The organism is Thiococcus pfennigii, assembly GCF_016583835.1.
Taxonomy (GTDB): domain Bacteria; phylum Pseudomonadota; class Gammaproteobacteria; order Chromatiales; family Chromatiaceae; genus Thiococcus; species Thiococcus pfennigii.
In genome coordinates this window covers 14,005-36,909 of sequence record NZ_NRRW01000037.1, presented here as the reverse complement: position 1 = coordinate 36,909, position 22,905 = coordinate 14,005, and the positions used below count along the sequence as shown (strand labels likewise).

General features: G+C 69.4%; 25 protein-coding genes. 20 read left to right on the top strand and 5 right to left on the bottom strand.

What is annotated here, in order from left to right:
• The 8 genes from CKO41_RS12425 to CKO41_RS12390 all read left to right on the top strand — a co-directional run.
• Positions 1-528: energy transducer TonB (locus tag CKO41_RS12425; RefSeq protein ID WP_207144014.1), on the top strand; the 528-nt coding region annotated here is incomplete at its 5' end.
• 200 nt (positions 529-728) lie between these two features.
• Entirely contained in the window at positions 729-2,990 is a 2,262-nt protein-coding gene (locus CKO41_RS12420; RefSeq protein WP_200382492.1) for a TonB-dependent receptor, read from the top strand.
• A 35-nt stretch (positions 2,991-3,025) separates the two neighbouring features.
• A complete protein-coding gene (locus CKO41_RS12415; RefSeq protein WP_200382490.1) occupies positions 3,026-4,084 on the top strand; it encodes an ABC transporter substrate-binding protein in 1,059 nt (352 codons plus the stop codon).
• A 131-nt stretch (positions 4,085-4,215) separates the two neighbouring features.
• Complete coding sequence (modA, locus tag CKO41_RS12410; RefSeq protein WP_200382488.1) at positions 4,216-4,923, top strand: molybdate ABC transporter substrate-binding protein; 708 nt, start codon at positions 4,216-4,218, stop codon at positions 4,921-4,923.
• Entirely contained in the window at positions 4,924-5,589 is a 666-nt protein-coding gene (locus CKO41_RS12405) for an ABC transporter permease subunit (protein WP_200382487.1), read from the top strand.
• Positions 5,589-6,665, top strand: coding sequence for a sulfate/molybdate ABC transporter ATP-binding protein (locus tag CKO41_RS12400; protein ID WP_200382486.1), 1,077 nt, complete (start codon positions 5,589-5,591; stop codon positions 6,663-6,665). The genes CKO41_RS12405 and CKO41_RS12400 overlap by 1 nt, the downstream gene beginning before the upstream one ends.
• 95 nt (positions 6,666-6,760) lie before the next feature.
• Positions 6,761-7,051 (top strand): type II toxin-antitoxin system ParD family antitoxin, encoded by a 291-nt coding sequence (locus CKO41_RS12395; protein ID WP_200250956.1) that lies wholly within the window; start codon positions 6,761-6,763, stop codon positions 7,049-7,051.
• 6 nt (positions 7,052-7,057) lie between these two features.
• The gene (locus CKO41_RS12390) at positions 7,058-7,354 is read left to right on the top strand and encodes a type II toxin-antitoxin system RelE/ParE family toxin (RefSeq protein ID WP_200250955.1); all 297 of its coding nucleotides are present in this window, start codon (positions 7,058-7,060) and stop codon (positions 7,352-7,354) included.
• A gap of 86 nt (positions 7,355-7,440) precedes the next feature.
• Here CKO41_RS12390 and CKO41_RS12385 read toward each other — a convergent pair whose 3' ends face one another.
• Positions 7,441-7,596: a hypothetical protein gene (locus tag CKO41_RS12385; RefSeq protein ID WP_200250952.1), complete on the bottom strand. Its 156-nt coding sequence runs from the start codon at positions 7,594-7,596 to the stop codon at positions 7,441-7,443.
• 50 nt (positions 7,597-7,646) lie between these two features.
• Here CKO41_RS12385 and CKO41_RS18700 point away from each other — a divergent pair, with 50 nt between their 5' ends.
• From CKO41_RS18700 to CKO41_RS12370, 3 genes are all read left to right on the top strand, one after another.
• A complete protein-coding gene (locus CKO41_RS18700; protein WP_242464299.1) occupies positions 7,647-8,078 on the top strand; it encodes a hypothetical protein in 432 nt (143 codons plus the stop codon).
• A 98-nt stretch (positions 8,079-8,176) separates the two neighbouring features.
• On the top strand, positions 8,177-9,109 hold the full coding sequence (locus CKO41_RS12375; protein WP_200250950.1) for an alpha/beta fold hydrolase: 933 nt from the start codon (positions 8,177-8,179) through the stop codon (positions 9,107-9,109).
• A 103-nt stretch (positions 9,110-9,212) separates the two neighbouring features.
• Positions 9,213-9,917, top strand: a complete 705-nt coding sequence (locus CKO41_RS12370; protein ID WP_200250948.1) for a hypothetical protein — start codon at positions 9,213-9,215, stop codon at positions 9,915-9,917.
• 217 nt (positions 9,918-10,134) lie between these two features.
• On the opposite strand, the gene CKO41_RS12365 is transcribed toward CKO41_RS12370, so the two are convergent.
• On the bottom strand, positions 10,135-11,040 hold the full coding sequence (locus CKO41_RS12365; protein WP_200382485.1) for a D-hexose-6-phosphate mutarotase: 906 nt from the start codon (positions 11,038-11,040) through the stop codon (positions 10,135-10,137).
• A 629-nt stretch (positions 11,041-11,669) separates the two neighbouring features.
• On the opposite strand from CKO41_RS12365, the gene CKO41_RS12360 reads away from it, so the two are divergent.
• The 3 genes from CKO41_RS12360 to CKO41_RS12350 all read left to right on the top strand — a co-directional run bounded on the left by CKO41_RS12360 (position 11,670) and on the right by CKO41_RS12350 (position 15,167).
• Positions 11,670-12,071 (top strand): hypothetical protein, encoded by a 402-nt coding sequence (locus CKO41_RS12360; protein WP_200250944.1) that lies wholly within the window; start codon positions 11,670-11,672, stop codon positions 12,069-12,071.
• Between the two features lie 79 nt (positions 12,072-12,150).
• Complete coding sequence (locus CKO41_RS12355) at positions 12,151-12,570, top strand: hypothetical protein (protein WP_200382484.1); 420 nt, start codon at positions 12,151-12,153, stop codon at positions 12,568-12,570.
• Between the two features lie 170 nt (positions 12,571-12,740).
• Positions 12,741-15,167 (top strand): response regulator, encoded by a 2,427-nt coding sequence (locus CKO41_RS12350; RefSeq protein ID WP_200382483.1) that lies wholly within the window; start codon positions 12,741-12,743, stop codon positions 15,165-15,167.
• A 33-nt stretch (positions 15,168-15,200) separates the two neighbouring features.
• Here CKO41_RS12350 and CKO41_RS12345 read toward each other — a convergent pair whose 3' ends face one another.
• Together CKO41_RS12345 and hemF are read right to left on the bottom strand one after the other, a co-directional pair.
• On the bottom strand, positions 15,201-15,548 hold the full coding sequence (locus tag CKO41_RS12345) for a cytochrome b5 domain-containing protein (RefSeq protein ID WP_200382482.1): 348 nt from the start codon (positions 15,546-15,548) through the stop codon (positions 15,201-15,203).
• Positions 15,549-15,752: 204 nt separating this feature from the next.
• Positions 15,753-16,691 carry an oxygen-dependent coproporphyrinogen oxidase gene (gene hemF, locus CKO41_RS12340; RefSeq protein ID WP_200250935.1) on the bottom strand — a complete coding sequence of 313 codons (939 nt, stop codon included), beginning with the start codon at positions 16,689-16,691 and terminating at the stop codon, positions 15,753-15,755.
• A 386-nt stretch (positions 16,692-17,077) separates the two neighbouring features.
• Here hemF and CKO41_RS12335 point away from each other — a divergent pair, with 386 nt between their 5' ends.
• Positions 17,078-17,644 carry an RNA recognition motif domain-containing protein gene (locus CKO41_RS12335; RefSeq protein ID WP_200250932.1) on the top strand — a complete coding sequence of 189 codons (567 nt, stop codon included), beginning with the start codon at positions 17,078-17,080 and terminating at the stop codon, positions 17,642-17,644.
• A 408-nt stretch (positions 17,645-18,052) separates the two neighbouring features.
• The gene (gene rbp, locus CKO41_RS12330; protein ID WP_200250929.1) at positions 18,053-18,325 is read left to right on the top strand and encodes an RNA-binding regulator; all 273 of its coding nucleotides are present in this window, start codon (positions 18,053-18,055) and stop codon (positions 18,323-18,325) included.
• A 436-nt stretch (positions 18,326-18,761) separates the two neighbouring features.
• On the opposite strand, the gene CKO41_RS12325 is transcribed toward rbp, so the two are convergent.
• Positions 18,762-19,745, bottom strand: coding sequence for a tetratricopeptide repeat protein (locus tag CKO41_RS12325; protein WP_200382481.1), 984 nt, complete (start codon positions 19,743-19,745; stop codon positions 18,762-18,764).
• 177 nt (positions 19,746-19,922) lie between these two features.
• On the opposite strand from CKO41_RS12325, the gene CKO41_RS12320 reads away from it, so the two are divergent.
• Genes CKO41_RS12320 through CKO41_RS12305 form a run of 4 tightly spaced genes read left to right on the top strand, consistent with a single transcriptional unit; the run spans position 19,923 to position 22,779 of the window.
• Positions 19,923-20,702, top strand: a complete 780-nt coding sequence (locus CKO41_RS12320) for a DUF134 domain-containing protein (RefSeq protein WP_200250923.1) — start codon at positions 19,923-19,925, stop codon at positions 20,700-20,702.
• Positions 20,703-20,756: 54 nt separating this feature from the next.
• The gene (locus CKO41_RS19140) at positions 20,757-20,978 is read left to right on the top strand and encodes a DUF5320 domain-containing protein (RefSeq protein ID WP_420826478.1); all 222 of its coding nucleotides are present in this window, start codon (positions 20,757-20,759) and stop codon (positions 20,976-20,978) included.
• A gap of 32 nt (positions 20,979-21,010) precedes the next feature.
• The gene (locus tag CKO41_RS12310; protein WP_200250919.1) at positions 21,011-21,880 is read left to right on the top strand and encodes an ATP-binding protein; all 870 of its coding nucleotides are present in this window, start codon (positions 21,011-21,013) and stop codon (positions 21,878-21,880) included.
• Positions 21,877-22,779 (top strand): ATP-binding protein, encoded by a 903-nt coding sequence (locus tag CKO41_RS12305; protein WP_200250918.1) that lies wholly within the window; start codon positions 21,877-21,879, stop codon positions 22,777-22,779. Before CKO41_RS12310 ends, CKO41_RS12305 begins: the two co-directional genes overlap by 4 nt.
• Positions 22,780-22,905: the final 126 nt, after the last annotated feature.

The window sequence follows — 22,905 nt, the reverse complement described above, 5'->3', positions numbered from 1 at the left end:
TCCGAGCCCCCTCCGCCGCCACCGCAGCCGGAGGCGCCGGTCCCAGAGCCGCAGCCGGAACCAACGCCAGAACCGGAACCGGTCGTCGAGCCGCCGCCGAAACCGGTCCCGCCGCGAGCGCAGCGGCCGGTGGCCAAGCCGCGGTCGACGCCGCCCGTGCCGGCGGCGATCGCCCGTCCTGCGAGGCCGGCTGCCACGGCGAGCGGCCGCGAGTCGCCACGGGCCGCGACCCGCCAAGACCAGGCCGACAACGGGCGTCTGCCGGTCGCCTATCTGAACAACCCAGCACCGGCCTACCCGCGCGAGGCGCGCCGGCTCGGCCATCAGGGGACGGTGCGGCTGCGCGTGCTGGTCACGGCCGAAGGGCGTGCCGCCGACGTGCAGATCGCTGGCTCGTCCGGCGTCACGAGCCTCGACGAGGCGGCGCTCCGGGCCGTGCGCCGCTGGCGGTTCACGCCGGCGCGGCACGGCGGCCACGCCAGCGCCGCCTGGGTCCTGATCCCGGTGCGCTTCCAGCTACGGGACTGACCATGGCGCATGGCCGATCCGTGCAGCGCCGCGGCTCGCCCCGTTCACCAGAGCCTGAGGTCTGGTCACCTCCGGTCCGTAGGAGCCCGCTTGCGGGCGACCATCGCGGCGCTCGCGTGTGCCGTGGCCAGGCGAAAGCGGGGCCATCGACCGGTTCTTGAAGTGGCTGTTCGTCAGTTATCGAAGAAGGAAACACCGCAATGAAACGACCTTTGCCTCGCCCGCTCCTGTCGGCCGCCGTCCTCGCGGCGGTCCAGGGCCTGGCCACGGCCGACACGACCAGCGACCCCTACACGCTGGATACGGTCACCGTCTATGGGGAGACCGACAAGCCGGGGAGGGCGCCGATCACGACCGACCCCACGACGGCCTCGACCAGCTACCAACTCGATGCCGAGGCCATCGAGTGGCTCGGCGCGCCGGGTCGGGTCAACCCCTATCGCGTCCTCGAAGAGGTGCCGTCGGTCCTGGTCGCCGATCCGGACCCCTACGGAGCGGCCAACATCCAGGGCGGCAACAAGGGCCTGCGGATCCGCGGCGAGATCGCGAGCCACGGCGGCATGGGCAGCATCGAAGGGCTGCCGCTGACCGGCATCAATCCGGGGCCCGGCTACCAGTGGCTATTCGACATGGAGAACATATCGCAGGTCTCGCTGACCCAGGGCCCGATCCCCCCGGACCGCCTGGCCTTCTTCACCACCACGGGCGTGCTCGACAGCCGGCTGCGCTGGCCCGAGGCCGAGCGCGGCGGGCAGTTCACGCAGAGCTTCGGCTCGTTCGACTTCCGGCGCAGCTTCCTGCGGCTCGATTCCGGGCAGCTCGCCGGCGACCTGAGCTTCTTCGCCTCGGCCTCCTACACGGATGCCGACAAGTGGCGCGGCCCGGGCAAGGCGCTCGACGGGCGGGAGAACTTCGAGGGCGGGATCGCCGCCTCGTTCGGCAACGACACCGAGGCGAAGCTCTACTTCAGCTACAACGACATGAGCCAGCACGCCTATCGACCGCTCGACTACGAGCAGGCACGCAACCTCTCGGACTTCCGTGACTACGACTATGCGAAGCGTTCCAGTCCGACGCCGTCGGAGGCGGTCAACTACTACGACTACAACCGCCAGGCGTTCATCGACTGGGCGATCATCGGCGAGCTTCAGACCCGGCTCGGCGCCGCCACCACCCTCACCGTCAAGCCCTTCTACGTCAACGAGGAGGGCTCGTACTACTCGGGGATGAAGAACGGCAAGGTCCGCCAGTGGCTCATCGACCACGACTGGTACGGCGTCAACGCCGAGGTCGAGACCCGGATCCGCACGACCGACGTCAAGCTCGGCTACTGGGTCAACACGATGGAGCCGCCCGGCCCGCCGACGGCCTGGAAGCTCTATGACACGACCGCGTCGGGCGGCCTGGTGTTCTCCAACTGGTCGCTGCTGGCCGAACCGACCGACCGGCACGCCTTCGAGAGCTTCTACGCGTTGGCGACTCACGCGTTCGGCAAGCTGCGCGTGCAAGGCGGCGCCCGCTACGTGATCGAGCAACTCTCCGGCTTCAAGGCCTACGATACGACCGGCATCGGCGACGTCTCCTACGAGACGGCCCTCGAGCAGGCGAGCGCCGTCGTCCCCGAGCGCAGCACCGACGGTACGACCTTCTACAAGCTGCTGCCCTATCTGGGCCTGTCCTACGCGCTGGCGCCGGCCGCCGAGCTCAGGCTGAGCCTCGGGCGCAACTACGGCGCGCCGGCCTACAGCATCTGGCCGACCTTCCAATCGAACTTCGCCAAGTTCAAGGCCGCCGGGGTCACGGCCGACGACATCTGGAACGGGATCAAGCCAGAGACGGGCGACGCCGTCGACCTGGGGCTGCGCCTGACCTTTCCGCGCGGCTACCTGGCGCCGACCATCTACTACGCCAAGTACAAGGACAAGGGGGTCGCCTACTGGGACCCGGTCGTCAAGCTCGCCTATTCGCAGAACGTCGCCGAGAGCCACGCCTACGGCGTGCAGCTCGCCGGCGCCTGGGCGGCGCGCCGTGACCTCGACCTCTTCGCCTCGGTCTCCTGGGACCGCTCCGTCTTCGACGACGACCTGGTCACCGCCGGCGGGGCGACCCTCGAGGTCGAGGGCGAACAGCTGCCGGGCACCCCGAAGTGGCTCGCCAGCCTCGGTGGGCGCTGGCACCTGGGTCGCTTCGGCGTCGCGCCGACCGCCCGCTACGTCGGCGAGACCTACGCCGACTCGCAGCGCACCGAGCGGGTCCCGGGCTACGCCACGGTCGATCTCGATCTGACCTACGAGGAGCGCTCCCCGCTCGGCGACCTGACCGCGACGCTGAGCTTCATCAACCTGCTCGACAAGGCGTACATCGCCTACGTGAACGCGAGCTACGTCGAGGACACGGGTGGCTTCAACTACTACCCGGGCGCGCCCTTCACCGTCGTCGCCAAGGTCACGCTCGACTTCTGATCCCGATCCCTGAAACACCCATTGGAATGACAGAGATGCCGATTGCACAACGATTTCGTCGCAAGATCCACCCGGGTCTTCTGGGGACGCTCCTCGGCGGCCTCCTGGTGCTGGCCGCCTCGGCCCAGGCGCGCGAGCTCGTCGACATGAAGGGCCGTACCGTCGAGGTGCCCGATCAGGTCGATAAGGTCCTCACGACGGCCCCGCCGACCACGCCGCTCGTCTATGCGCTGGATCCGTCCCGCCTGACGGCGATGAACTTCGCGGTCAAGGCGCCGGATGCGCCCTATTTCTCGCCGCTCGTGCGCGATCTGCCGGTCATCGGCCGCTACCTCGGCGATGGCTCGCTGCCGCAGCGCGAGGCGGTCCTCGCCGCCGCGCCCCAGCTCGGCATCGCCTGGGACAACCGCTTCGTCGACGCCGCGGCCGTCGAGAAGACATTCGCCGACCTGGGGATCCCAGGGCTCTTCGTGCGCGTCGAGCGCCTCGCCGACTACCCGGCGGCGCTCGCGCTGGTCGGGCGCGCGATCGGCCGCGAGGCCCGCGCCGCCGAGCTCGGCACCTACATCGAGGCGGCCCTCGCCGAGGTCGCCGCGGCCGTCGCCGATGTGCCGCCGGGCGAGCGCCCGCGCGTCTACTTCGCCGAGGGGCCGAACGGGCTCATCTCCGAGTGCGCGGGGGCCTTCCACGCCGAGGCGATCGCGCTGGCCGGCGGCGAGAACGTCCTGGTCTGCGAGCAGAAGGCCCTCTGCGGCCTGGAAAACGTGACGCTGGAGCAGGTTCGGGCCCTGGATCCGGACCTGATCCTCATCCAGAGCCCGAAATTCTACGCCGCGATCCAGCAGGACCCGGCCTGGGCCGACCTGCGGGCGGTGCGCGAGGGGCGCTTCTATCAGGTGCCGACCACGCCGTTCAACTGGATGGGCCGGCCGCCGTCCTTCATGCGCGCGCTGGCGATCCAGTGGCTCGCCAACCGATTCTATCCGGAGCGCTTCCCCTGGGACCGCGAGGCCGAGACGCGGGCCTTCTACCAGCGTTTCCTCGGCGTCGAGCCGAGCGACGGACAGCTCGCGGAGGTCCTGGCGGGGAGCTGATCCGCGCCGCCTTGCGTTATATTCGCCGGGATATAGCGCAGGCCCCGCGCACCCGAGCCCTCCCGGGGTGCGGGGCCGGCGGGCGTCCCGTCCCTGCCGGCTTCGGACCGGCCATCCTTCGGAGTCGCGTCATGAGAATCATCCTGTCGTTGCTGGTCCTGCTGGCGTCGTTCTCGGCCTCGGGCGATGCGCTGCTGGTCGCCGCCGGGGCCGGTTACAAGAAGCCGCTGACCGAGGTGTCGGCGGCCTTCACCGAGGCGTCCGGGATCGCCGTCGACGGCGCTTTCGGCAACATGCAGCAGGTGCTGGCGCAGGTCCGCCACAGCGGCCGCGTCGACCTGGCCGTCGGCGAGCAGGGCTTCCTCGCCAAGAGCGGCCTGTTCGAGCGCTTCGAGCCGCTCGGCACCGGCCGCCTGGTCTTGGCCTACGCCGGGCGCCGGCTCGCCGGCTACCAGGCGCTTGCCGATCCGGCGGCCGAGCGCATCGCGCTGCCCGACCCGAAGAAGGCCATCTACGGTATCGCGGCGACCCAGTTCCTGACCCGCAGCGGCCTGCTGCCGCAGGTCGAGGATCGGCTCCTGACGCTCGCGACCGTGCCGCAGGTCTCGGCCTACCTGATCGCCGGCACCGTCGATGCCGGCTTCATCAACATCACCGACGCGCTCGGCATCGCCGAGAAGATCGCCGGCTTCGACGAGATCCCGGCTGCGCTCTACGACCCGCCGGTCATCGCGCTCGGCTTTCCGAAGGACCGGCCGACCTCGGCTGCCGCGCAGGCCTTCGCCGACTATCTCGCGAGCCCGCCGGCGCGGGCGATCTTCTCCAAGCACGGGCTCTGAGTGATCGCCGCCTTCGACTGCTCGCCGGCGGCCCTGTGGTTGAGCCTCCAGGTCGCCGGCGTCGTACTCGCACTGTTCCTGCCGGTCGGCATCGGGCTCGGCTACCTGCTGAGCCGGCCGGTGCCGCTGCGCGGCCTGCTCGATGCGCTGGTCTCGCTGCCGCTGGTCTTTCCGCCGATCGCGATCGGTTTCTTCCTGCTGCTCGTCTTCGGCCGCCACGGCCCGCTCGGCGCGCCGCTGCAGCAGGCCTTCGGTTGGGACCTGGTCTTCTCATTCCCGGCGCTGGTGCTGGCGGCCTTCATCGCCGGCCTGCCGCTCGTCGTCAAGCCGATCCAGGCGGCGATCGAAGGCAGTGCTCGGGAGTTGGTCGAGGCCTCCTACACCCTCGGCAAGGGGCCGCTCGAGACGCTGGTCCGGGTCGTGATCCCGGTCGTGCGCGGCAGCATCGTCGCCGGCCTGACCCTCGGGGTCGGCCGCTCGTTCGGCGAGGTCGGCATCACGCTGATGCTCGGCGGCAACATCATCGGCTCGACCGAGACCCTGTCGCTGGCCATCTACAACCAGGTCCTCGACGGCGACTTCGACTGCGCGGCGCGCCTCTCGACCCTGCTCGGCGGCCTCTCGCTCGGCCTGTTCCTGCTCTTGCGGCGGGTCGGGCGGCTGTGATGGCCGATTTGAGCGTCGCGCTGCGCTTTCGCCGTCCGGCCTTCTCGCTGGCGATGGCGCTGACGGTCCCGGCCGCCGGCATCACGGCCCTGGTTGGCCCGTCGGGCTGTGGCAAGACCACGCTGCTGCGCCTGCTGGCCGGCCTGGAGACGCCGCAACAGGGCGTCATCCGCCTCGGCGAGCGGGTCTGGTTCGACAGCGCCCGGCGGATCGATCTCGCGCCGCGCCACCGCCGCGTCGGGCTCCTGTTCCAGGACTATGCGCTCTTTCCGCACCTCAGCGTCGCCGGCAATATCGGCTATGGGCTGCCGCGCGGGCCGGACCGCGCGGCCCGCATCGGCGCCTGGCTCGAGCGGCTGCACCTGCGCGAACTGGCCGGGCGGCGGCCCGATGCGCTCTCGGGCGGCCAGCGCCAGCGGGTCGCGCTGGCCCGGGCGCTGGCGGCCGACCCCGGCGTCCTGCTTCTCGACGAGCCCTTCTCGGCCGTCGATGCCGCGCTGCGCCAGACACTGCGGCTGCTGCTGCGCGAGACGGTCGCCGAGGTCGGCCTCCCGGTCGTGCTGGTCACCCATGATCTCGAAGACGTGCGCCTGGTCGCCGACCGCGTCGGTGTCGTCGTCGCCGGGCGCCTGCGCCGCTTCGGCGAGACCGCCGCCGTCTTCGCCGACCCTGGCGACGCCGAGGTCGCGCGGGTCCTCGGCTGGCAGAATCTCCTGCCGGTCGCCGACTGGGACGGCGTCGCCGTGGGCGGTGCCTGGGGTCGCCTGCGGATCGCGGCGCCGTTTGCGCCGCGGCGCCCGGAGGCCGTCGCGATCCTGCCGGACGGGCCGCGCTTCGGCGAGGATCCGGCCGCCGACGGGCCGGGCGATCAGGCGTTGACGGTCGAGGTCGTCCGGGCCGTCGAGCTGGGCGGCCGGCGGGCGCTGATCTGCCGCCTGCCGGATCGGTCCCTGCTGCGCATCCACCTGGCGCCGAACGCCCCATTTCCGACGTCGGGGACGCCCGCGCGCCTGGTCGTCCCGCCCTCTGCGATCGTCCTGCTGCCGACGTCGGCATACGGCGGGGCTAACGCGTAACTTCGGTGGCTCCGGGAAAACGGCGCTGCATCGGAGGGCGCTTCTTGCTCCATGGTGGGAATCTTTACTACTATCGAGTTCGGAGGACTCTTGTCATGGCACACGTCGAAAAGGTCAGTGTTGCGCTGACGTCGGAAATGCTGGCGGTCGTGCGCGAGGCCGTCGAGAGCGGCGAGTATGCGTCGACCAGCGAGGTCGTGCGCGAAGCGCTGCGAGAGTGGAAGCGCCGCCGCGCGCTGGAGGGGAAAGAAGTCCAGGAGCTGCGGCGTCTCTGGGACGCGGGTCTGGCAAGTGGGCCGGGGCGCCATGCGGATATGGCGGAGGTCAAGGCCGAGGCGCGACGGCGGTTCGTTGCGGCGCAAGACACTGGGACAACAGGCGCGTGACGGATCATGCCGACCATCAAGCGGACGGCGCAGGCCGAGGAAGACCTGATCGATATCTGGCTTTACATCGCCCATGACGATGTGCGCGCCGCCGACCGCGTGCTTGATGACATCGAGGAAAAGCTCCTGCTGCTTGCCGATCAGCCCGGCCTTGGCCCGGCAAGGTCCGACATTGCGCCGGAGCTTCGCTATTCTCCGGTCCGGCGGTATCTCATCCTGTACCGTCAAATCACCGACGGTATCGAGATCGTACGCGTCGTGCACGGGGACCGCGATGTCCCGACGCTGATGGCGGACAACTAAGCCGCCAGTCTTCGCCTGCGCCGACAGCTCCGCCGCGTCGTCGGCCGCTTCTTGAAGCCCGGATGCTCTCGTGGCCAACTCGCCCGTCATGATGCGCCCTCCTCGCAGGCATCCGGCAGAAAGCGAATCTCCGTGACCCGCTCGCGCTCCATCTGGATGAGCACGTCGGCCAGTTTGAAGATCGGGCCGGGGATGTCCTCGCGCGTCAGTTCGGCCGTATCGCGGCGCCCTTTGCGCCGCAATCCGGCCCGATGGTTCGCGCTTCGCCGCCGACGGGCCGGGCGATCAGGCGTTGACGGTCGAGGTCGTCCGGGCCGTCGAGCTGGGCGGCCGGCGGGCGCTGATCTGCCGCCTGCCGGATCGTTCCCTGCTGCGCATCCACCTGGCGCCGAACGCCCCTTTTCCGACGTCGGGGACGCCCGCGCGCCTGATCGTCCCGCCCTCTGCGATCGTCCTGCTGCCAACCCCAGCAAGGGGGGATTGCGACATGTTGAGGTGCGCGGGGAGGCGTTGCCGGCCGTGTCTTCAGGGGAGCTCTGAGCGTTGTCATCCGGGCAGTTCTTCGAGGTCCCTCGACAGGATGTCCAGGGGGCTGCGTTTCGCACCGCCGCCGGGTCTGCTGGTGTCTCACCGTCCCGAGCCGTCCCCTGCGCACCCAGCGTCCACGATGGGACGGCCGCGCCCATTGCGGGGCCTCGTTGCGACCGCCTTCAATCCAGCCTGAAGCGCCCCCATCATCTGGTCCGCGCGACATTGGTCGCGCTCGCAGCCCGTGGATGTGCGTACCTGCGCGGCGCCGATCGCCCCCTCTGGAGCCAAACGATGCAGACACTGTTCAGATCGATGGTCTGGCTAGCGACCCTGCTGGTATCGACGACCGCCTACAGCGGCGACTGGCGAGCATGGCGTTACGACGGGGAGTCCGTCGCCTATCGCGTCGACGGTGTCGGTACGCCCGTCGTCCAAGTCCACGGCATCGGCGCCGGGGCTTCGTCCGAGCAGACCAAGTACCAGATCGGTGCGCTCGTCGGCGCTGGCCATCGCGTCTATTCGCTGGACTTGACCGGCTGGGGTCGCTCGATCGGACCCGAGCGCCTATTCACAGGCCCCTTCTATGCCGATCTGGTCGCGGCCTTTCTCGACGAGGTGGTCGCTGAGCCAGCGGCCCTGATTGGCCATTCACTCGGCGGTACCTACGCGATCGCGGCGGCCGCGGCCCGCCCGGATCTGGTCACGGCCTTGGTCCTCAATGCGCCGGTCGGCGTCGAGAGCTTCACAACGGAGTCCACTCCGGCAAGCGCGCAGGTCTGGGAGCGATTCGTCGCGAGTCAGTGGGGCCAGGCCCTTTACGACTTGCTTGGCTCCTGGCCATCGATATCCGGCTTCTGTCGCAGCTCCCTCTATGTCGACCCTTCGTTCTGCGACCTGCCCACCCGCTACGACTATTGGCGGTACACGCGTGTGGCGGAATCGCTTTACGGTGCTGCGGCCTTCTTGACCGGCAACCTCGGGCTCGATGTCCGCGACGAGGTGGCCGCCTGCGAGCGGCCGATCCTGCTGATTTGGGGGGGCGAGAACGCCTTTACGCCGCTCACCGAGGCGGACGCCTTCCAGGCACTGAATCCGGCGGCGCGGCTCGTCGTGATCGAGCAAGCCGGGGCCATGGTCAATGACGAGCGCCGTGACCTGTTCGACGAATTGACGCTCGAGCACTTGGCCGAATCCGCCCTTTGGCTGCCGCCTGATGGGCATTGAAACCGGCGAGTTCCGATTCGACCTCGGTGCCCGCTGTGCTTGACGGATCGGGGTCGACCACTGGGTGGACGGGGTTGTCAAGGTGATCGAGGAGGGTCTTCCGATGTCGCGCAACAGGTCTCTACCATCTCGAACTGCCGCCCGCGCGGTCGGCGGGGCCGCGCTGATCGCCGGTCTCGCCGGTCCGGTGCTGGCCCATGTGCCCTATTTCGAGCACCGCGATTGGACGCAGGAACGGCCGTTCGAGGTGCGTGGCGAGGTCGAACAGTCGATCGCCGTCTACTCGTGGCTGGCGTACCGTGACGACGAACCGGCGTTGGACGTGGACTTCTACCATTTCGATCTCGCCGAGCCGGCCGAGATCTACATCGAGGCGATCGTCCCGGCCTGCGTCGGCTATGAGGACTTCATCCCGTGGTTCGCACTCGTGGGGCCTGGGCTGCCGCCGCCCGACCACCCGTTGCCCGAGGTCGTCGAGATCCCCGAGGGCGAGGGTGCCGTCGTCGTCCCCGGTCCGCTCCCCGGCGAACCGCGGGAGGTCTTCTACGAGCCGTTCGGCGGCAAGTACTATTTCCGCGGTCAGGTCTCCAGGCAGGAGGTCACCCAGCCCGGTTCCTATCAGGTGATCTTCTGGGATCCGTATGAGATCGGTGGGGACTATGTTGCCGTGTTGGGTGACGAGGAAATCTGGGAGCGGAGCGATGTCCTCCGTGCCCTGATCTACACCCCACTGATCCGCCGCGATCGAGAATTGCATATCGACTGCGAGCCGGTGGGCGGGATCGAGGGGCGCTTGCGGGGACATTGAAAGGACGAGACCGCTCCGTCGCGTCACCTCAGGATCCGAGCGCCGTAGGGGCCCGCTTGCAGGCGATCGGTTCGCGCACATCGCCCTCGAGCGGGCGCCTATCCACGCGAGGGTTGCAGGGCGCGGCGTGCGCGGCCTCGGGGATTCCGCAGGCTTGCACGAGGAGGCGGCCAGGGCTTGCGGGGGAGGGGGAGAGGGTCGCGGGCGACGCCCGCACTCATAGCGGCTCCACGGCCATCTCGGCGGCCAGCCGGACCTCGCCGCCGCTTGGAATCTCGATGACCTCGCTCGCGGCGTTCACCGTCTCGACGCACAGAAAATCCAGATAATCCAGATCGCCGAGGTCTTCCATCGCGCGCGCCGTCTCGATCCAGGGGTTCCAGACCACGCAAGTCGAGCTGTGCCGGCTCGCGATCCGAATCCGCCGCCCGAGCGTCGGGTCTTCCAGCGCCAGATCCGGCGGCACCCGCTCGTAGATGCGATTCACCTCGCGATCGACCAGGACCGGCCCCGCCTGGACGCGAATCGCATCGTCCCCGCCGACCGACTTGTCGATGTACCGGCAGCCCTCCAGACCGAGGAGTCGGGTGCGACGGACATCCCCGACGCGGAAATAGCTGTGCAGCCCCTGGGTCACGCGGTACGGCTGGCTTCCGGTATTGCGGGCGATCAGCTCGACCGACAGCGTCTCCCCGACCGTGGCCTCGACCGCGAGATCGAAGCGATGCGGCCAGATGGCTCGGGTCTCGGCGTCGTCCGAGATCCCCAGTCGCACCCGCGTGGCACCGCTCGGCAGGTTGGCGGTCCCGAGCAGGGTCCAGCGCCGCTCGCCGACGAAGCCGTGGATCGGCCGCCCCTGAGGGTCGCGCCCGAACCAGGGCCAGCAGATCGGGATACCCGCCTTGGTGGCACGGCCCGACTCGAACCAGGCGCGGGTGCTCTCGAACAATAGATCGCTGCCGGTGGCGGCCGGGCGGTACGCGAGCACCTGGCCGCCGTGCAGCGAGATCCTGGCGCTGGCCCAGCCGTTGTCGATCTCGATCACAGGGAGCCCGCCGCGGCCTTCGCCCAGGCGCAAGCTGCCCTGGAGCCGATGCTCGGCATTCAGCGCGTCGATATCCATCAATCCTCTCAATGGCGCGAAGGGCGATCGCCCGACCATGCTCCGCGGCCGGCAAGCCGCCGAATCGGGAGGTTACCCGCGCGGAACCCGAACGAAAACCCCGACCGGCGGCCGCATCGGGGCAGACCCGTGCTCCGGCCTTGGTCGAGATGGTCTGCCCGGTTCACGGTCGATCCTCGGCGGGGTGCGCTGACGAATTCCCGCGTCCCGGGCCTGGTCGTCCCGGCGGTGGCGGTCGTCCTGTGGCCGACCCCGACAAATGGCGGGGTTATTGCTAAGGGTTTGATACGAACGGGGTGCTCCACCGGCCGCACCCCCGCTCCTCCCTTCGGTGTCTGGCATGGCCCTGGGGCGGTGCGCGACCGGATGTGCCGGGCGTATCTGCTGCGGCCGAAATTTGGCCTTATGAATTATATGCTTAGCGCCTCGTGCCCAGCCCGCGCGCATGACCTTGCCGAGCCCGGCCGGCTGGGCGCATCGGCCGGGCCTTGCCGTGTGGCCGGTGTCCCCTTGTCGCCATCGCGACAGGGTGGCGGTCGGTTGTCGTGGCCCGCACGAGCGAGCAGCGCGATGCCCCGGCCGCGGCACCACGCCGTCACGATGACTTCGTCACCACAGGAGCCCCTCTCATGCCGCCTTCGCAATGCCTCTCCCATCGTACGTCCGGGCCGCCGCCCGCCCTCGACGGTGGCGATCGGCCGCCCTGGTGGTCGCAGCTCACACCCGAGTGGCGCCACCAGGTGGTCGTGCCGCAGCGCTTTCGGGTGTTCGAGGAGTACGAGGTGGCGGCATCGCGCATCCTCGGCTACGACGAGGCCGGCGACCCCTGCTTCTGCGCCTGCGACTACCGCCTGACGGAGCTGCGCTCGGACGATGACGAGGAGTTCTATCAGGCGGCCGTCTATGCCGAGTCGCTGACGACCTGGCGACTTCTCGACGGGCGCTGGCTGGTCTACCGGCGGGTCGAGCCGCTCGGCGAGGAGGGCGAGGCCCTCGGCGGCTTCAACGTCGCCGAGCGGATGCCGCGCTGAGCGGCCGCCGCGCCCTGGCGTCGTGTCGCTTGGGCGAGGCGCGGCCATGTCTTCCAATGCACCCGGCAGGACCCCTGCGATGAGCGATTCGCGCCTGATCATGTACCACAAGCACCCGACGAGCGCTCGCACCCGCTTCCTGCGGCTGCCGTACGGGGGCGTCTGCGGCTTCGCCGCGCTGCCGCCGCAGGCCGAGCTCGACGCGGGGCCGCGCGGGTCGGCGAAGGTGAGTTGGCATCCGTTCGCGGTGCTGCATGCCGCGGAGGCCGAGCTCGGGCTCGCGCACGGCAGCCTGGAGATCGAGTCGGGCTTTCGCGCCCCGGTGCGCAGCGCCGATGTCACGATCGAGATCCTCCTTGCGCGCTTCACCGCGATCGACCCGCCGCTCGCGCTGGCCGAGACCCTCGGCGGTGCCTTCATCGACCTGACCCAGGCGCGTGCCCTGCCGCCGCTCGAGCTGGCGCTGCTGCGTCGTGCCTACGAGCTGATCCTCGGTTGACGGACGCCCGCTGAGCGGTGACCGGCGGGTCGCGCGGCCTGCGGCGGGCATTGTCCGGGTGCGGCCGACGCGGCGATGAAGGTGCGATAATCGCGGTCAGTTCGCGACCGCGGGGCGGGTGCGCCCGACCTGGCGGCGCGGTCCGTTGTCTCCCAATATGACCGCATCGCATGCAGATTCGAACCAAGCTCGCTGCCGGGCTGATCGCGATCCTCGTCGTCAATCTCGCCGCCGGCCTCTACGGTCTGGCGCGGCTGACCCAGGTCTACGAGCGCGAGGTCGCAGTCCGCGACCGGGCCGCGGCCATCGTCACCGATGCCCTGACCGCCCAGGTCCACTTCAAAAAGCAGGTGCAGGAGTGGAAGAACGTGCTGCTGCGCGGCCAGGACGCGCGGCTCTTCGCCGACTATTTCGACCGCTTCGAGCACGAGGAGGGGCAGACCCGGGCGGTCGTCGGGCGGCTCATGGGGCGCCTCGCCGAGACGGACCCGGCCTACGCGATCTCGGTGCGGTTCCTCGCCGCCCATGGCCGGCTCGGCGAGGCCTACCGCGCCGCCCTGACCGCCTACAGGGCAGAGGATCCCGACCCGCAGCTCGTCGTCGACCGCCGGGTGCGCGGCATCGATCGGGAGCCGACCGATCTGATCGACGACATCCTCGTCGCAGCCTTCGCCGCGCGGGACGCGAGCCTCGCCCGGATCGACGCCGAGATCGGGGCCGTCAAGGGCCGCATCCTGTTTCTGATGGTCGTGGTCATGACAGGTGCCGTGGCGATCCTGATCTGGCTCGTCGACCGCACCATCGCCCAGCCGATCGCGACGGCGACGGCGATCGCGCGGCGGGTCAGCGCCGGGGACTTCTCGACGCCGATCCGGGTCGGTGGCGGCGGCGAGCAGGCCGAGATGCTCGCGGCACTCCAGGCGATGCAGGAGAGCCTCGCCCGCTCGCGCGAGAGCCTGCGCGAGAGCGAGGCGCGCTCGCGCCTGCTGTTGGAGTCGACCGGCGAGGGCATCTATGGAGTCGACGCCGAGGGGGCCTGCATCTTCTGCAACCCGGCCGCCGTGCGGATGCTCGGTTATGCGTCGCCGGAGGCGCTGATCGGGCGAAACATGCACGAGACGACGCATCATGCCCACGCCGACGGCCGCCCCTACGCGGCCGATTGTTGTAAGGCCAGTCGAACCTATCGCGAGGGCATCCCGGCGCGCGTCGACGACGAGGTCTTCTGGCGCGCCGACGGCTCGGCCTTCCCGGTCGAGTACCACTCCAACCCCATCCACGACGACGGACGGCTGGTCGGGGCCGTCGTCACCTTCTCCGACATCTCGGCGCGCAAGGAGGCCGAGGCGGCCCTGCGGGCGGCCCATGCCTCGCTGGCCGAAGAGCGCGCCCAGCTCGCCGAGCGGGTCCGACACCGCACGCGGGAACTCGATCGGGCCAACGTCGAGTTGGCCCGCACGGCGCAGGCCAAGGACGAGTTCCTCGCCGCGATGAGCCACGAGTTGCGCACGCCCCTGACCTCGATCCTCGGCCTCTCGGAGACGATGGGCGACGGCCTGCTCGGGCCGCTGAGCGAGCGCCAGCGCAAGGCCGTGCACATGATCCACGAGAACGGCAGCCATCTGCTCGAACTCATCAACGACGTCCTCGACATGTCGCGCGTCGCCTCGGGTCGCATGACCCTGCGCTGGGACCAGGTACCGGTCGCCCAGCTCTGCGATGCGAGCCTGCGGCTGATCGCTCCGGCCGCCAAGCGCAAGGGGCTCGCCGTCTCGCTGGAGATCGATCCGCGCGTCCGGCTCGTGCGCGGCGATAGCCGGCGCCTCAAGCAGATGCTCGTCAATCTGCTCGGCAATGCCGTCAAGTTCACGCCCGCGGGCGGCGCGATCGGCCTCGATGTCACCGCCGATCCCGAGCGCCGCGAGCTGCACCTGGGCGTCTGGGATACCGGGGTCGGGATCCCGCAGGAGCAGTTCGAGCGACTCTTTCAGCCCTTCGTTCAGCTCGATGGCCGGGCCGCGCGCCAGTACGACGGCACCGGTCTCGGCCTGGCGCTGGCCTCCGGCATGGCCGAGCTGCACGAGGGGCGCATTGATGTCCAGAGCCGGGTCGGGGAGGGCAGTCGTTTCGAGATCGCCCTACCCTGGGATCCGACGGCCCAGCAGGCCGAGGCGCTGCCCCCGGAGCCGGCCCCGGGCGACGCAGCGGGCACGCCGGCGCGGGCGCGTCCGCCGCGGGTCCTGATCGTCGACGACAACGAGGGCAACCTGGAGATGCTCGCCGTCTATCTGCGCACCAAGGGCTGCGAGGTCGTCACCGCCGGCAGCGGCGAGACGGCGATCGCCGAGGCGCGCGAGCGCTTCCCGGACGTCATCCTGATGGACGTCCAGATGCCCGGCATGGACGGCCTGGAGACGACGCGCCGGCTGCGCCGCGATCGGGACCTGCGTCGTACCCCGATCGTCGCCTTGACGGCGCTGGCGATGCCCGGCGACCGGGAGCAGTGCCTGGAGGCCGGCATGGACGACTACCTGACCAAGCCCATTGGGCTCAAGGAACTGCACGGCACGGTCCTGCACTGGGCGGGCCGCGCCTGAGGCGCGTGGGCGGCGCGCCGCCGGTCGGCCGGCCTACTCGGCGAGGGTCCCGATACGGATCTCCTCGAGCATCGCCTCGGCGGCGGGCGAGTGCGGCTGGCCGTAGTTCTTCGTGTGCCAGCCCTCGCTCGCCTCCTTGCCGCACCAGGTGGCGACCAGCTCCGGCTGCGTGGGGTGGATCTCGATGTGTTCGGTCACGTCGTAGACCTGACCGTCGATCGCCATCCAGCAGTCATCCTGGCTGGCATGGGCGGCGATGTCCTCCAGCCTGTAGGTCGGCAGCGGCGCCTCGTCCGCGGCGGCGGTCCAGGCGCCGAGCAGGGCCGCGCAGGCGAGGGCGGCGGGCAGGATCGAACGGATGGCGATGGTGGTGCTTCTCATTGGCGAACGGACTCCGGCTTGCGACGGCGGCCGAGGCCTCGGCGCGCGCCGCGGTGAACGGCTAAAACCCAGTATTGTAGTCGGTGTCCGCGCGGTCGACGAGGTTTTCCCCGATCGGTGTGGGCAGCCTGTGCATAAGGTTGTGCACAGTGCAGGCAAGCCGATGAATGACGAGACCCTGATGACGGATTGGCCGATTTCTGGTCAGTCCCGTTTCGGGGGCGGGTCCGCGGCGAGCCAGTCGCGTGCGGTCAGATAGCGCTCCGTGAGGGCGGCCTCCGGGGTCCCTGCGCCCGGCCGCCAGTCGTAGCGCCAACTGACCTCGGGCGGCAGCGACATCAGGATCGACTCGGTGCGTCCGCCCGACTGGAGCCCGAAGAGGGTGCCCCGGTCGCAGACCAGGTTGAACTCGACATAGCGCCCGCGCCGATACCGCTGGAAGGCCCGCTCGCGCTCGCCGTAGGTCAGGTCGCGGCGGCGTTCGGCGATCGGCAGATAGGCCGCGAGATAGCCATCGCCGACGGTGCGCACGAACTCGAGGGTCCGCGCGAAGCCCCACTCGGCGAGGTCGTCGAAGAAGAGCCCCCCGATGCCGCGCGGCTCGTTGCGGTGCGCGAGGAAGAAGTACTCGTCGCACCAGCGCTTGAAGCGCGGGTAGACGTCCTCGCCGAAGGGTCGGCAGAGGTCGCGGGCCTGGCGGTGCCAGGCGATCGCGTCCTCGTCGAAGCCGTAATACGGGGTGAGGTCGAAGCCGCCGCCGAACCACCAAGTCGTTTGCCCGTCGGGCCGCACGGCGCTGAAGAAGCGCACGTTCGCGTGCGAGGTCGGCACATAGGGGTTGCGCGGGTGCAGTACCACCGACACGCCGAGCGCCTCGAAGCGGCTGCCGGCGAGCTCGGGGCGCGCGGCCGTGGCCGTCTCGGGCAGGCGGGCGCCGAAGACATGCGAGAAGTTGATGCCGGCTTGTTCCAGCAGGGCCCCGTCGCTCAGCACCCGGGTGCGCCCACCGCCGCCCCCGGGGCGCTCCCAGGCGTCCTCGCGGAAGCGGGCCGTGCCGTCGGCTGCCTCGAGGGCGGCGGTGAGTCGGTCTTGGAGCGAGACGAGGTAGCCCTCGACGGCGGTTGGGTCTGGTTGGTCTAGCATCTTGGGGTCTCGGGGCTCTGTCATCATCCTAAAGGCGGCAGTCGGACCGTGCCCGAGTTGCGCCGCGCGGGGTGTCCGGCAAGGCACGAGGAGGTGCAATCGCCAAGCTATGGCCACGACTTGTGGGGACCTCGGCAGGTCGCCCCAAGGGGCGCGGCTTTTTCATATCGATGCCTGGTTCGGTGGTAATATCGGTCTGCGGCCCTATGTAATAAAGGCGGGTTGACTTCAGGGTCTGCCGGGTCCTGGACCGAGCGCAGGGCGATCGGGGATTGTCTCCCCCATTCGCGAGTGCCCCGGGTGGGATCGAGAGCCCGTATCGCCGCGCACGCCCGACCTGATCGGCGAGGATTCGCCACCCACCAACCAGGGATCCAACCTCATTCATGGCGCCCCCTCTGACCGCGACCCTCTATCTGACCAATCTTTCGGAGGCGACGACCGAAGCCGATCTCCGCGAGCTCTTCTCCACGTACGGTGCCGTTGGAGACGTTCGGCTCTATCGGGGTGCGTCGGAACTGGGGGCGCGTGGATTCGGTCGCGTCGATATCGACCCGGATGCCGCCGCCGAGGCCGTCTCCAGTCTCGATGGGCGGATCCTCAAGGGCACGATCATCGAAGTCAGCCGCGTGGCCAGTGCGACTCACGAGCCGCTCGTCTCCGACGGGCGTGCAGCGGATGTCGCGCCATCCGTGGACGATGCCGTGCCGAGCAATCTTCTGCGGTATCAGTACGAGGTCGAATCGATCGAGCGGGTCGCCATGCCCGACGACGGCCAAGGGGGCGAATGGTATCGCTACGTCCTGGCGAGTGGGCGCACCCGCTTGGCCGGCCTGCATCGTGGCACGCGCGAAGAGGTGCTGGCCTATGCGGAGGGCTGTGCGAACGACTTCAATCTGCGCAATGCCGTCGGCAAGACCGGCCGCCCCCCCATCACGGCCCGAAAGAAGTAGGGTCGCCCGGCGGGCGGTCGTCGGAGGCGCTCGCTGCACGTCGCGCGCGGCAGTGTTGCAAGTCGTTGCAACAGTGGGCTATTGCGCCTCCTTGTGCCTTGCCGGACACCCTGTGCGGCGCACCTCGGGCATCGTACAACGACCGCTCTTGGGTTGAATTCGCATCGGGTGGCGAAAAGATTTCGCGTGCCTTCCTCAGCGTGGCATGCTACTGTGCATGCCGCGATGCCAAGATCGAAGTGAATCGCCTGTGATTCGGGTTCGGTACAACCCCGGAGATGTGCGCAGTTCGTTCATGTTCCTTTTTCATTGCGGCACCATCCCGTTTACGCTGTCGAAGAGTTTCTTGTGCTTGGTTTTTTTCGATAGTGCAAATTCGTAACCGATGCACGAATTACAGAGTCCAATATGAATATTTACGTCGGAAACCTTCCTTACAGCGTCACCGACTCGGATCTGCGTGAAGCCTTTTCCCGCTTCGGCGAGGTCTCTCAGGTCAATGTGATCACGGATCGATTCAGCGGTGAATCCAAGGGCTTCGGCTTCGTCGAGATGTCCAGTAATTCGCAGGCCGATGCCGCGATCAAGGGTCTCAATGGCACGGATCTGAACGGACGCAACATCACCGTCAATCAGGCCAAGCCGAAGAGCGACTCGCCGTCGCGAGGGCGGCGCTTCTAGGCCGACACCCCGTCGAACTCGGGAAGCGCTGGACGTCCCCGCGCTTCCCTCTCCGGTCGACCCCTTTGTCGATCGGAGACCCCGCCTTTTTCGGCGCGCGCAGCCTTCACGGCGCGCTCGCGATGTCAGCTCGAACGGTCTTCTACATCTGTCATGTCCGGTTGCGATAGGCGACTGAACATGCGCCACGTCGTGAACCAAGTTGCCGCCCCCCACTGGTGGTCTCGGGCCAGGAAACCGGTTCTCTTCGCGGTGCGGACCCAGACGAAGGCTACGCTGCGGGCACCGATGCTCAGCGCCCGAGGTCGCGCGGCTAACGTCCATGGCGACTTGCGCCGATCTCGGTACGATCGTCTTTGCGACGGATGCCGTTTCCAGTTCGCCGCACCCTGCGCGGCGGGGTTTCACGAGGTATCTCGGGAGGCCCCCGAGTCGGCTACTTGCAATAATCAGGGTCGATGAGGCCCTGGATCGCGCAGTCAGCTGACCTGAGCTGCCGCTTCAGCGTGCCGAATAGCCCCTTTTCTTCCTCCCTGTCGTTGGTCGCCTGAGTCGCATGGCGGCGCTGCGCGGTGGCTTGGGACTGCTTGGCCCGCAGTTCCCGTTGCAGCGTTTCGTAGCGCCCCTGCTGTTCCGTCGACGCGTACGCCTCGAGCGAATGCGCCTTGGATAGATTGCTGCTGGCTCTAGCGAGGCTGTAGCGACCGATCTGCGCATCGGCCCATCCGAGATAGGTGTCGATCACTTCGCCGAGCAGTGCTTGCGCCTCCGGATTGCCCGGGTCGGCTGCCAGTGCGCGTCGGGCGTAGGTTACGGCGGCATCGTCCTCGGGCGTGAGGAGGCGTTTGGCCGCCAGTGCGGTGCGGCCTCGTGCGAGCCAATCCGTGACCTCGGGCGGGACGACGCGCGGTGCGACGATGAAATCGGTCGTGCGCTGATCCTGGCTTGTCGTCGTGGCGACGCGGTGCACGATGGTGTAGCGCCCGGGGCTCGCGGCGCGTGGAATGCGCAGCGATGCCTTGGCGAGCCAATGGGTCGGCGTGCGCGCCTCGGGGGAGGAATGGTAGTCCAGGGTCTCGCGGCCGCCATCCAGCAACGCCCAAGACTCGGTCACCGCGACCGTGGCCGTCCCAGGTGGCGGGACTACCTGGTATTCCGTCGTGATCTCGATGACACCTCCCTGCCAAACAGGATTGGGTGCGAGGGTGATCTGTTCGATCGCGACCTCGGTCGCGCTCGCTGTCCGGGCGGCTGGCGCCGCCGCCTGCTCGGGCGATTGCGCCGCGGAGTCCGGCTCCGACGCCTGAGCGGCTGCACCGATGCCGGCCGTCATCAGGGCGACGGCAAACGGAAGTCGTATGCCATCCAGCGGACTGGGGCGAGATGGGTTCAGGGTCGATTCAAGCGCACTCGCCATCATGGCCTCCGCGCCGAGCCGTTCGAAGAGGCGGCGCCGACCCGCTGGCGGCGGTTTCCTGGGCGCCGTAGGACGGACCGTAACTATAGCTCAAGGCGCGGGCAGGGCATAGCTCGCGCACTGGCGATACTTGACAGTTATGAACATAAGTCCATAATTACGACCAAACGGAGTCCCCAGATGCCAAGACCACCCTTGCCTCGCCGCATCGGCCAGCGCCCGCAGGCGACCTACTACAAGCCGGCCGGCGTGCCGCTGCATCGGTTGCAGGAGGTCGTGCTGGCCCTGGACGAACTGGAGGCCTTGCGGCTCGTGGATCTGGAGGGGCTCTACCAGGAGGCGGCCGCGGAGCGGATGCAGATCTCGCGTCCGACCCTGTCGCGGATCCTCGCCGGTGCCCGCCAGAAGGTCGCCGGGGCCCTGGTCCTGGGCCAGGCCCTGCGGGTCGAGGGCGGCGCGGTGCGCGACGACGGCGAGCAGCCGTCGAATCGTGTATGCCAAAGGTCCGCGCCGGACGGACTCGGTGCGGGGCGTCGCCGGCGGCGTCGCGGCGTCTGCGCCGATTCAATCGCAAGTCATGGGAGCAGCACGATGAAGATCGTCATCACGGCGCAGGCCGGAACCCTCGAGGCGGCGGTCGATCCCCAGTTCGGGCGGGCCGCCGTCTATGTCCTCTACGACCTGGAGACCGGCGCCTGGTCGGCGCACGACAACGGCTCCGGCCAGCTGGCGAGCCAGGGGGCCGGGGTCCAGGGTGCGCAGACCATCATCGAATTCGCGCCGACGGCGGTCGTCACCGGTCACTGCGGACCCAAGGCGTTCCGCGCCCTCCAGGCGGCTGGCATCGCCGTCTACACGGGCGCCTCGGGCACGGTCCGCGAGGCCATCGAGGCGCTGCGCGAGGGTCGGTTGGAGAAGACGGAGGCGGCGACCGTCGCGTCGCACTCCGGGGTCGCCTGAGCGATCGTCGATCGCGTGGGCAAGTCGATCACTGAACGATCCGGTTGCGGCCGGATGGGAGAAGAGACAATGCCGAGACAAGACAGGACGGGGCCCCAAGGGCGCGGACCGATGAGCGGGCGCGGTAGGGGCAATTGTGCCGCGAACGATGTCGGAACGGGCTTCGCCGGTGGCCCCGGCCCCGGCAACGGCCGGGGCGGTCGGGGCCGATGCCAGGGTCAGGGTCAGGGGCTCGGTCGCGGTCAGCGCGGCGCGCGCGGCGGCCTCGGTCGCTGAGCGTGGCTGAACGGACGGGCAGGCGGCGTACCATGCAGATCGCGATCGCGAGCGGCAAGGGGGGCACGGGCAAGACGAGCATCGCCGTCAATCTGGCGACGGTCGCCGACGAGCCCGTCTGTCTCCTCGACTGCGATGTCGAGGCGCCCAACTGCCGGCTCTTCCTGCCCACCCCACTGGACGGCGAGGAGCCGGTCACGCTCGCGGTGCCGCACGTCGATGCGGCGCGTTGCGACGGCTGCCGCACCTGCGGCGGCTTCTGTCGCTTCGGCGCCATCTTCTCGCCGGGCGGCGGTAGTCCGCCGCTGGTCTTTCCCGAACTCTGCCATGGCTGCGGTGGCTGTGTGGTGGTCTGTCCGAGGGGGGCGATCACCGAGGTCGCGCGTCCGATCGGCCTGGTCCGCTCCGGACGGCGCGGCGGTCTGCGCCTCGTCGACGGTCTGCTCGGCAACGGCGAATCCATGACGCCGGCCGTGATCCGCGCCGTCAAGCGCCACGCCGAGCCCGCGGGGCTGACGCTGATCGATGCCCCGCCGGGTACCTCCTGCGCGGCCGTCGAGGCGGTGCGCGATGCCGACTTCGTCGTCCTGGTGACCGAGCCGACCCCGTTCGGGCTGCACGATCTGCGCCTCGCCGTCGAGATGGTCCGTCGCCTCGGGCGGCCCTTCGGCGTCGTCGTCAACCGTCATGGCATCGGTGATGAGCGCGTCGCGCACTATTGCGCCGCCGAGGCCATCCCGTTGCTGCTGACCCTCCCGAACGACCGGCGCATCGCCGAGGTCTACGCGCGTGGCGGCCTGCTGGTCGACGAGCTGCCGGCGCTGCGGTCGCGCTTCCGTGATCTGCTCGCCCGGCTGCGTACGGCCGGCGAGACCGACGAGGAGGTGGCGGTCGCGATATGAAGGAGCTCGTGATCATCAGCGGGAAGGGCGGTACCGGCAAGACCAGCCTGACGGGGTCGTTCGCCGCGCTGGCCGGCGAGGCCGTCGTCGCCGACTGCGATGTCGACGCCGCCGACCTGCATCTGCTGCTGCGGCCGACGGTCGTCGAGACCCAACCCTTCGTCGCCGGGTACGAGGCCGAGATCCGCACCGAGGACTGCACCGGTTGCGGCGCCTGCGCCGTCTATTGCCGCTACGAGGCCGTGGTCGCGGTGACCGGCGGGCGCTACCGCATCGACGACCTGGCCTGCGAGGGCTGCGGGCTCTGCGCCGAGGTCTGCCCCGAGCGGGCGATCGAGATGCACAGCCGGACCTGTGGCGAGTGGTACCGCTCGACGACCCGCTGCGGACCGCTCGTGCATGCTCGGCTTGGCGTCGCCGGCGAGAACTCGGGTCGCCTGGTCAGCCTGGTACGCAAGGAGGCCCGTCGGCTCGCCGAGCGCGACGGGCACGAGCTGATCCTCGTCGATGGCCCACCGGGGACCGGCTGCGCGGTGATCGCCTCGATCACCGGGGCCGATGCCGTCCTCATCGTGACCGAACCGACGGTCTCGGGCGAGCACGACCTGGCCCGGGTCCTGGATCTGACAGCCCACTTCCGGGTGCCGGCGATGGTCTGCATCAACAAGGCCGACCTTAGCCCGGCACTGGCCGCGCGGATCGCCGATCTGGCCGCCGCGCGCGGCGCCCCGGTCCTCGCTCGGCTGCCGTACGACGACGCCGTGACCGCCGCCCAGCTCGCCGGCCAGGCGCTCGTCGAGGCGGGCGACGGGCCGCTCGCGGCCGAGATCCGCGCCCTCTTCGCCCGCTGCCGCGCGCAGCTCGACGGCGCCCCATGGCCGGTGCCTGCGCCTCCATGAGCCTTCGCAGAAGACGCGAGGCAACGGACCGACCGGTTCCCGGGTCGCTCGCTTGCGGGCGATCACATCTCCGCGGCCGGCACGGGCTGCGGTGAGGGAAGAACCCAGCCCTTTCTATAACGTTCG

Excerpts from the sequence above, each read along its gene's own strand:
- CKO41_RS12350 (WP_200382483.1), top strand. The coding sequence starts at position 12,741 with ATGCAGATTCGAACCAAGCTCGCTGCCGGGCTGATCGCGATCCTCGTC.
- modA (WP_200382488.1), top strand. The coding sequence starts at position 4,216 with ATGAGAATCATCCTGTCGTTGCTGGTCCTGCTGGCGTCGTTCTCGGCC.
- CKO41_RS12365 (WP_200382485.1), bottom strand. The coding sequence starts at position 11,040 with ATGGATATCGACGCGCTGAATGCCGAGCATCGGCTCCAGGGCAGCTTG.
- CKO41_RS12325 (WP_200382481.1), bottom strand. The coding sequence starts at position 19,745 with ATGATGGCGAGTGCGCTTGAATCGACCCTGAACCCATCTCGCCCCAGT.
- CKO41_RS12370 (WP_200250948.1), top strand. The coding sequence starts at position 9,213 with ATGTCGCGCAACAGGTCTCTACCATCTCGAACTGCCGCCCGCGCGGTC.
- CKO41_RS12360 (WP_200250944.1), top strand. The coding sequence starts at position 11,670 with ATGCCGCCTTCGCAATGCCTCTCCCATCGTACGTCCGGGCCGCCGCCC.
- CKO41_RS12310 (WP_200250919.1), top strand. The coding sequence starts at position 21,011 with ATGCAGATCGCGATCGCGAGCGGCAAGGGGGGCACGGGCAAGACGAGC.
- CKO41_RS12390 (WP_200250955.1), top strand. The coding sequence starts at position 7,058 with ATGCCGACCATCAAGCGGACGGCGCAGGCCGAGGAAGACCTGATCGAT.
- CKO41_RS12355 (WP_200382484.1), top strand. The coding sequence starts at position 12,151 with ATGAGCGATTCGCGCCTGATCATGTACCACAAGCACCCGACGAGCGCT.
- hemF (WP_200250935.1), bottom strand. The coding sequence starts at position 16,691 with ATGCTAGACCAACCAGACCCAACCGCCGTCGAGGGCTACCTCGTCTCG.
- CKO41_RS12400 (WP_200382486.1), top strand. The coding sequence starts at position 5,589 with ATGGCCGATTTGAGCGTCGCGCTGCGCTTTCGCCGTCCGGCCTTCTCG.
- CKO41_RS12335 (WP_200250932.1), top strand. The coding sequence starts at position 17,078 with ATGGCGCCCCCTCTGACCGCGACCCTCTATCTGACCAATCTTTCGGAG.
- rbp (WP_200250929.1), top strand. The coding sequence starts at position 18,053 with ATGAATATTTACGTCGGAAACCTTCCTTACAGCGTCACCGACTCGGAT.
- CKO41_RS12415 (WP_200382490.1), top strand. The coding sequence starts at position 3,026 with ATGCCGATTGCACAACGATTTCGTCGCAAGATCCACCCGGGTCTTCTG.
- CKO41_RS12420 (WP_200382492.1), top strand. The coding sequence starts at position 729 with ATGAAACGACCTTTGCCTCGCCCGCTCCTGTCGGCCGCCGTCCTCGCG.
- CKO41_RS19140 (WP_420826478.1), top strand. The coding sequence starts at position 20,757 with ATGGGAGAAGAGACAATGCCGAGACAAGACAGGACGGGGCCCCAAGGG.
- CKO41_RS12395 (WP_200250956.1), top strand. The coding sequence starts at position 6,761 with ATGGCACACGTCGAAAAGGTCAGTGTTGCGCTGACGTCGGAAATGCTG.
- CKO41_RS12345 (WP_200382482.1), bottom strand. The coding sequence starts at position 15,548 with ATGAGAAGCACCACCATCGCCATCCGTTCGATCCTGCCCGCCGCCCTC.
- CKO41_RS12320 (WP_200250923.1), top strand. The coding sequence starts at position 19,923 with ATGCCAAGACCACCCTTGCCTCGCCGCATCGGCCAGCGCCCGCAGGCG.
- CKO41_RS12305 (WP_200250918.1), top strand. The coding sequence starts at position 21,877 with ATGAAGGAGCTCGTGATCATCAGCGGGAAGGGCGGTACCGGCAAGACC.
- CKO41_RS12375 (WP_200250950.1), top strand. The coding sequence starts at position 8,177 with ATGCAGACACTGTTCAGATCGATGGTCTGGCTAGCGACCCTGCTGGTA.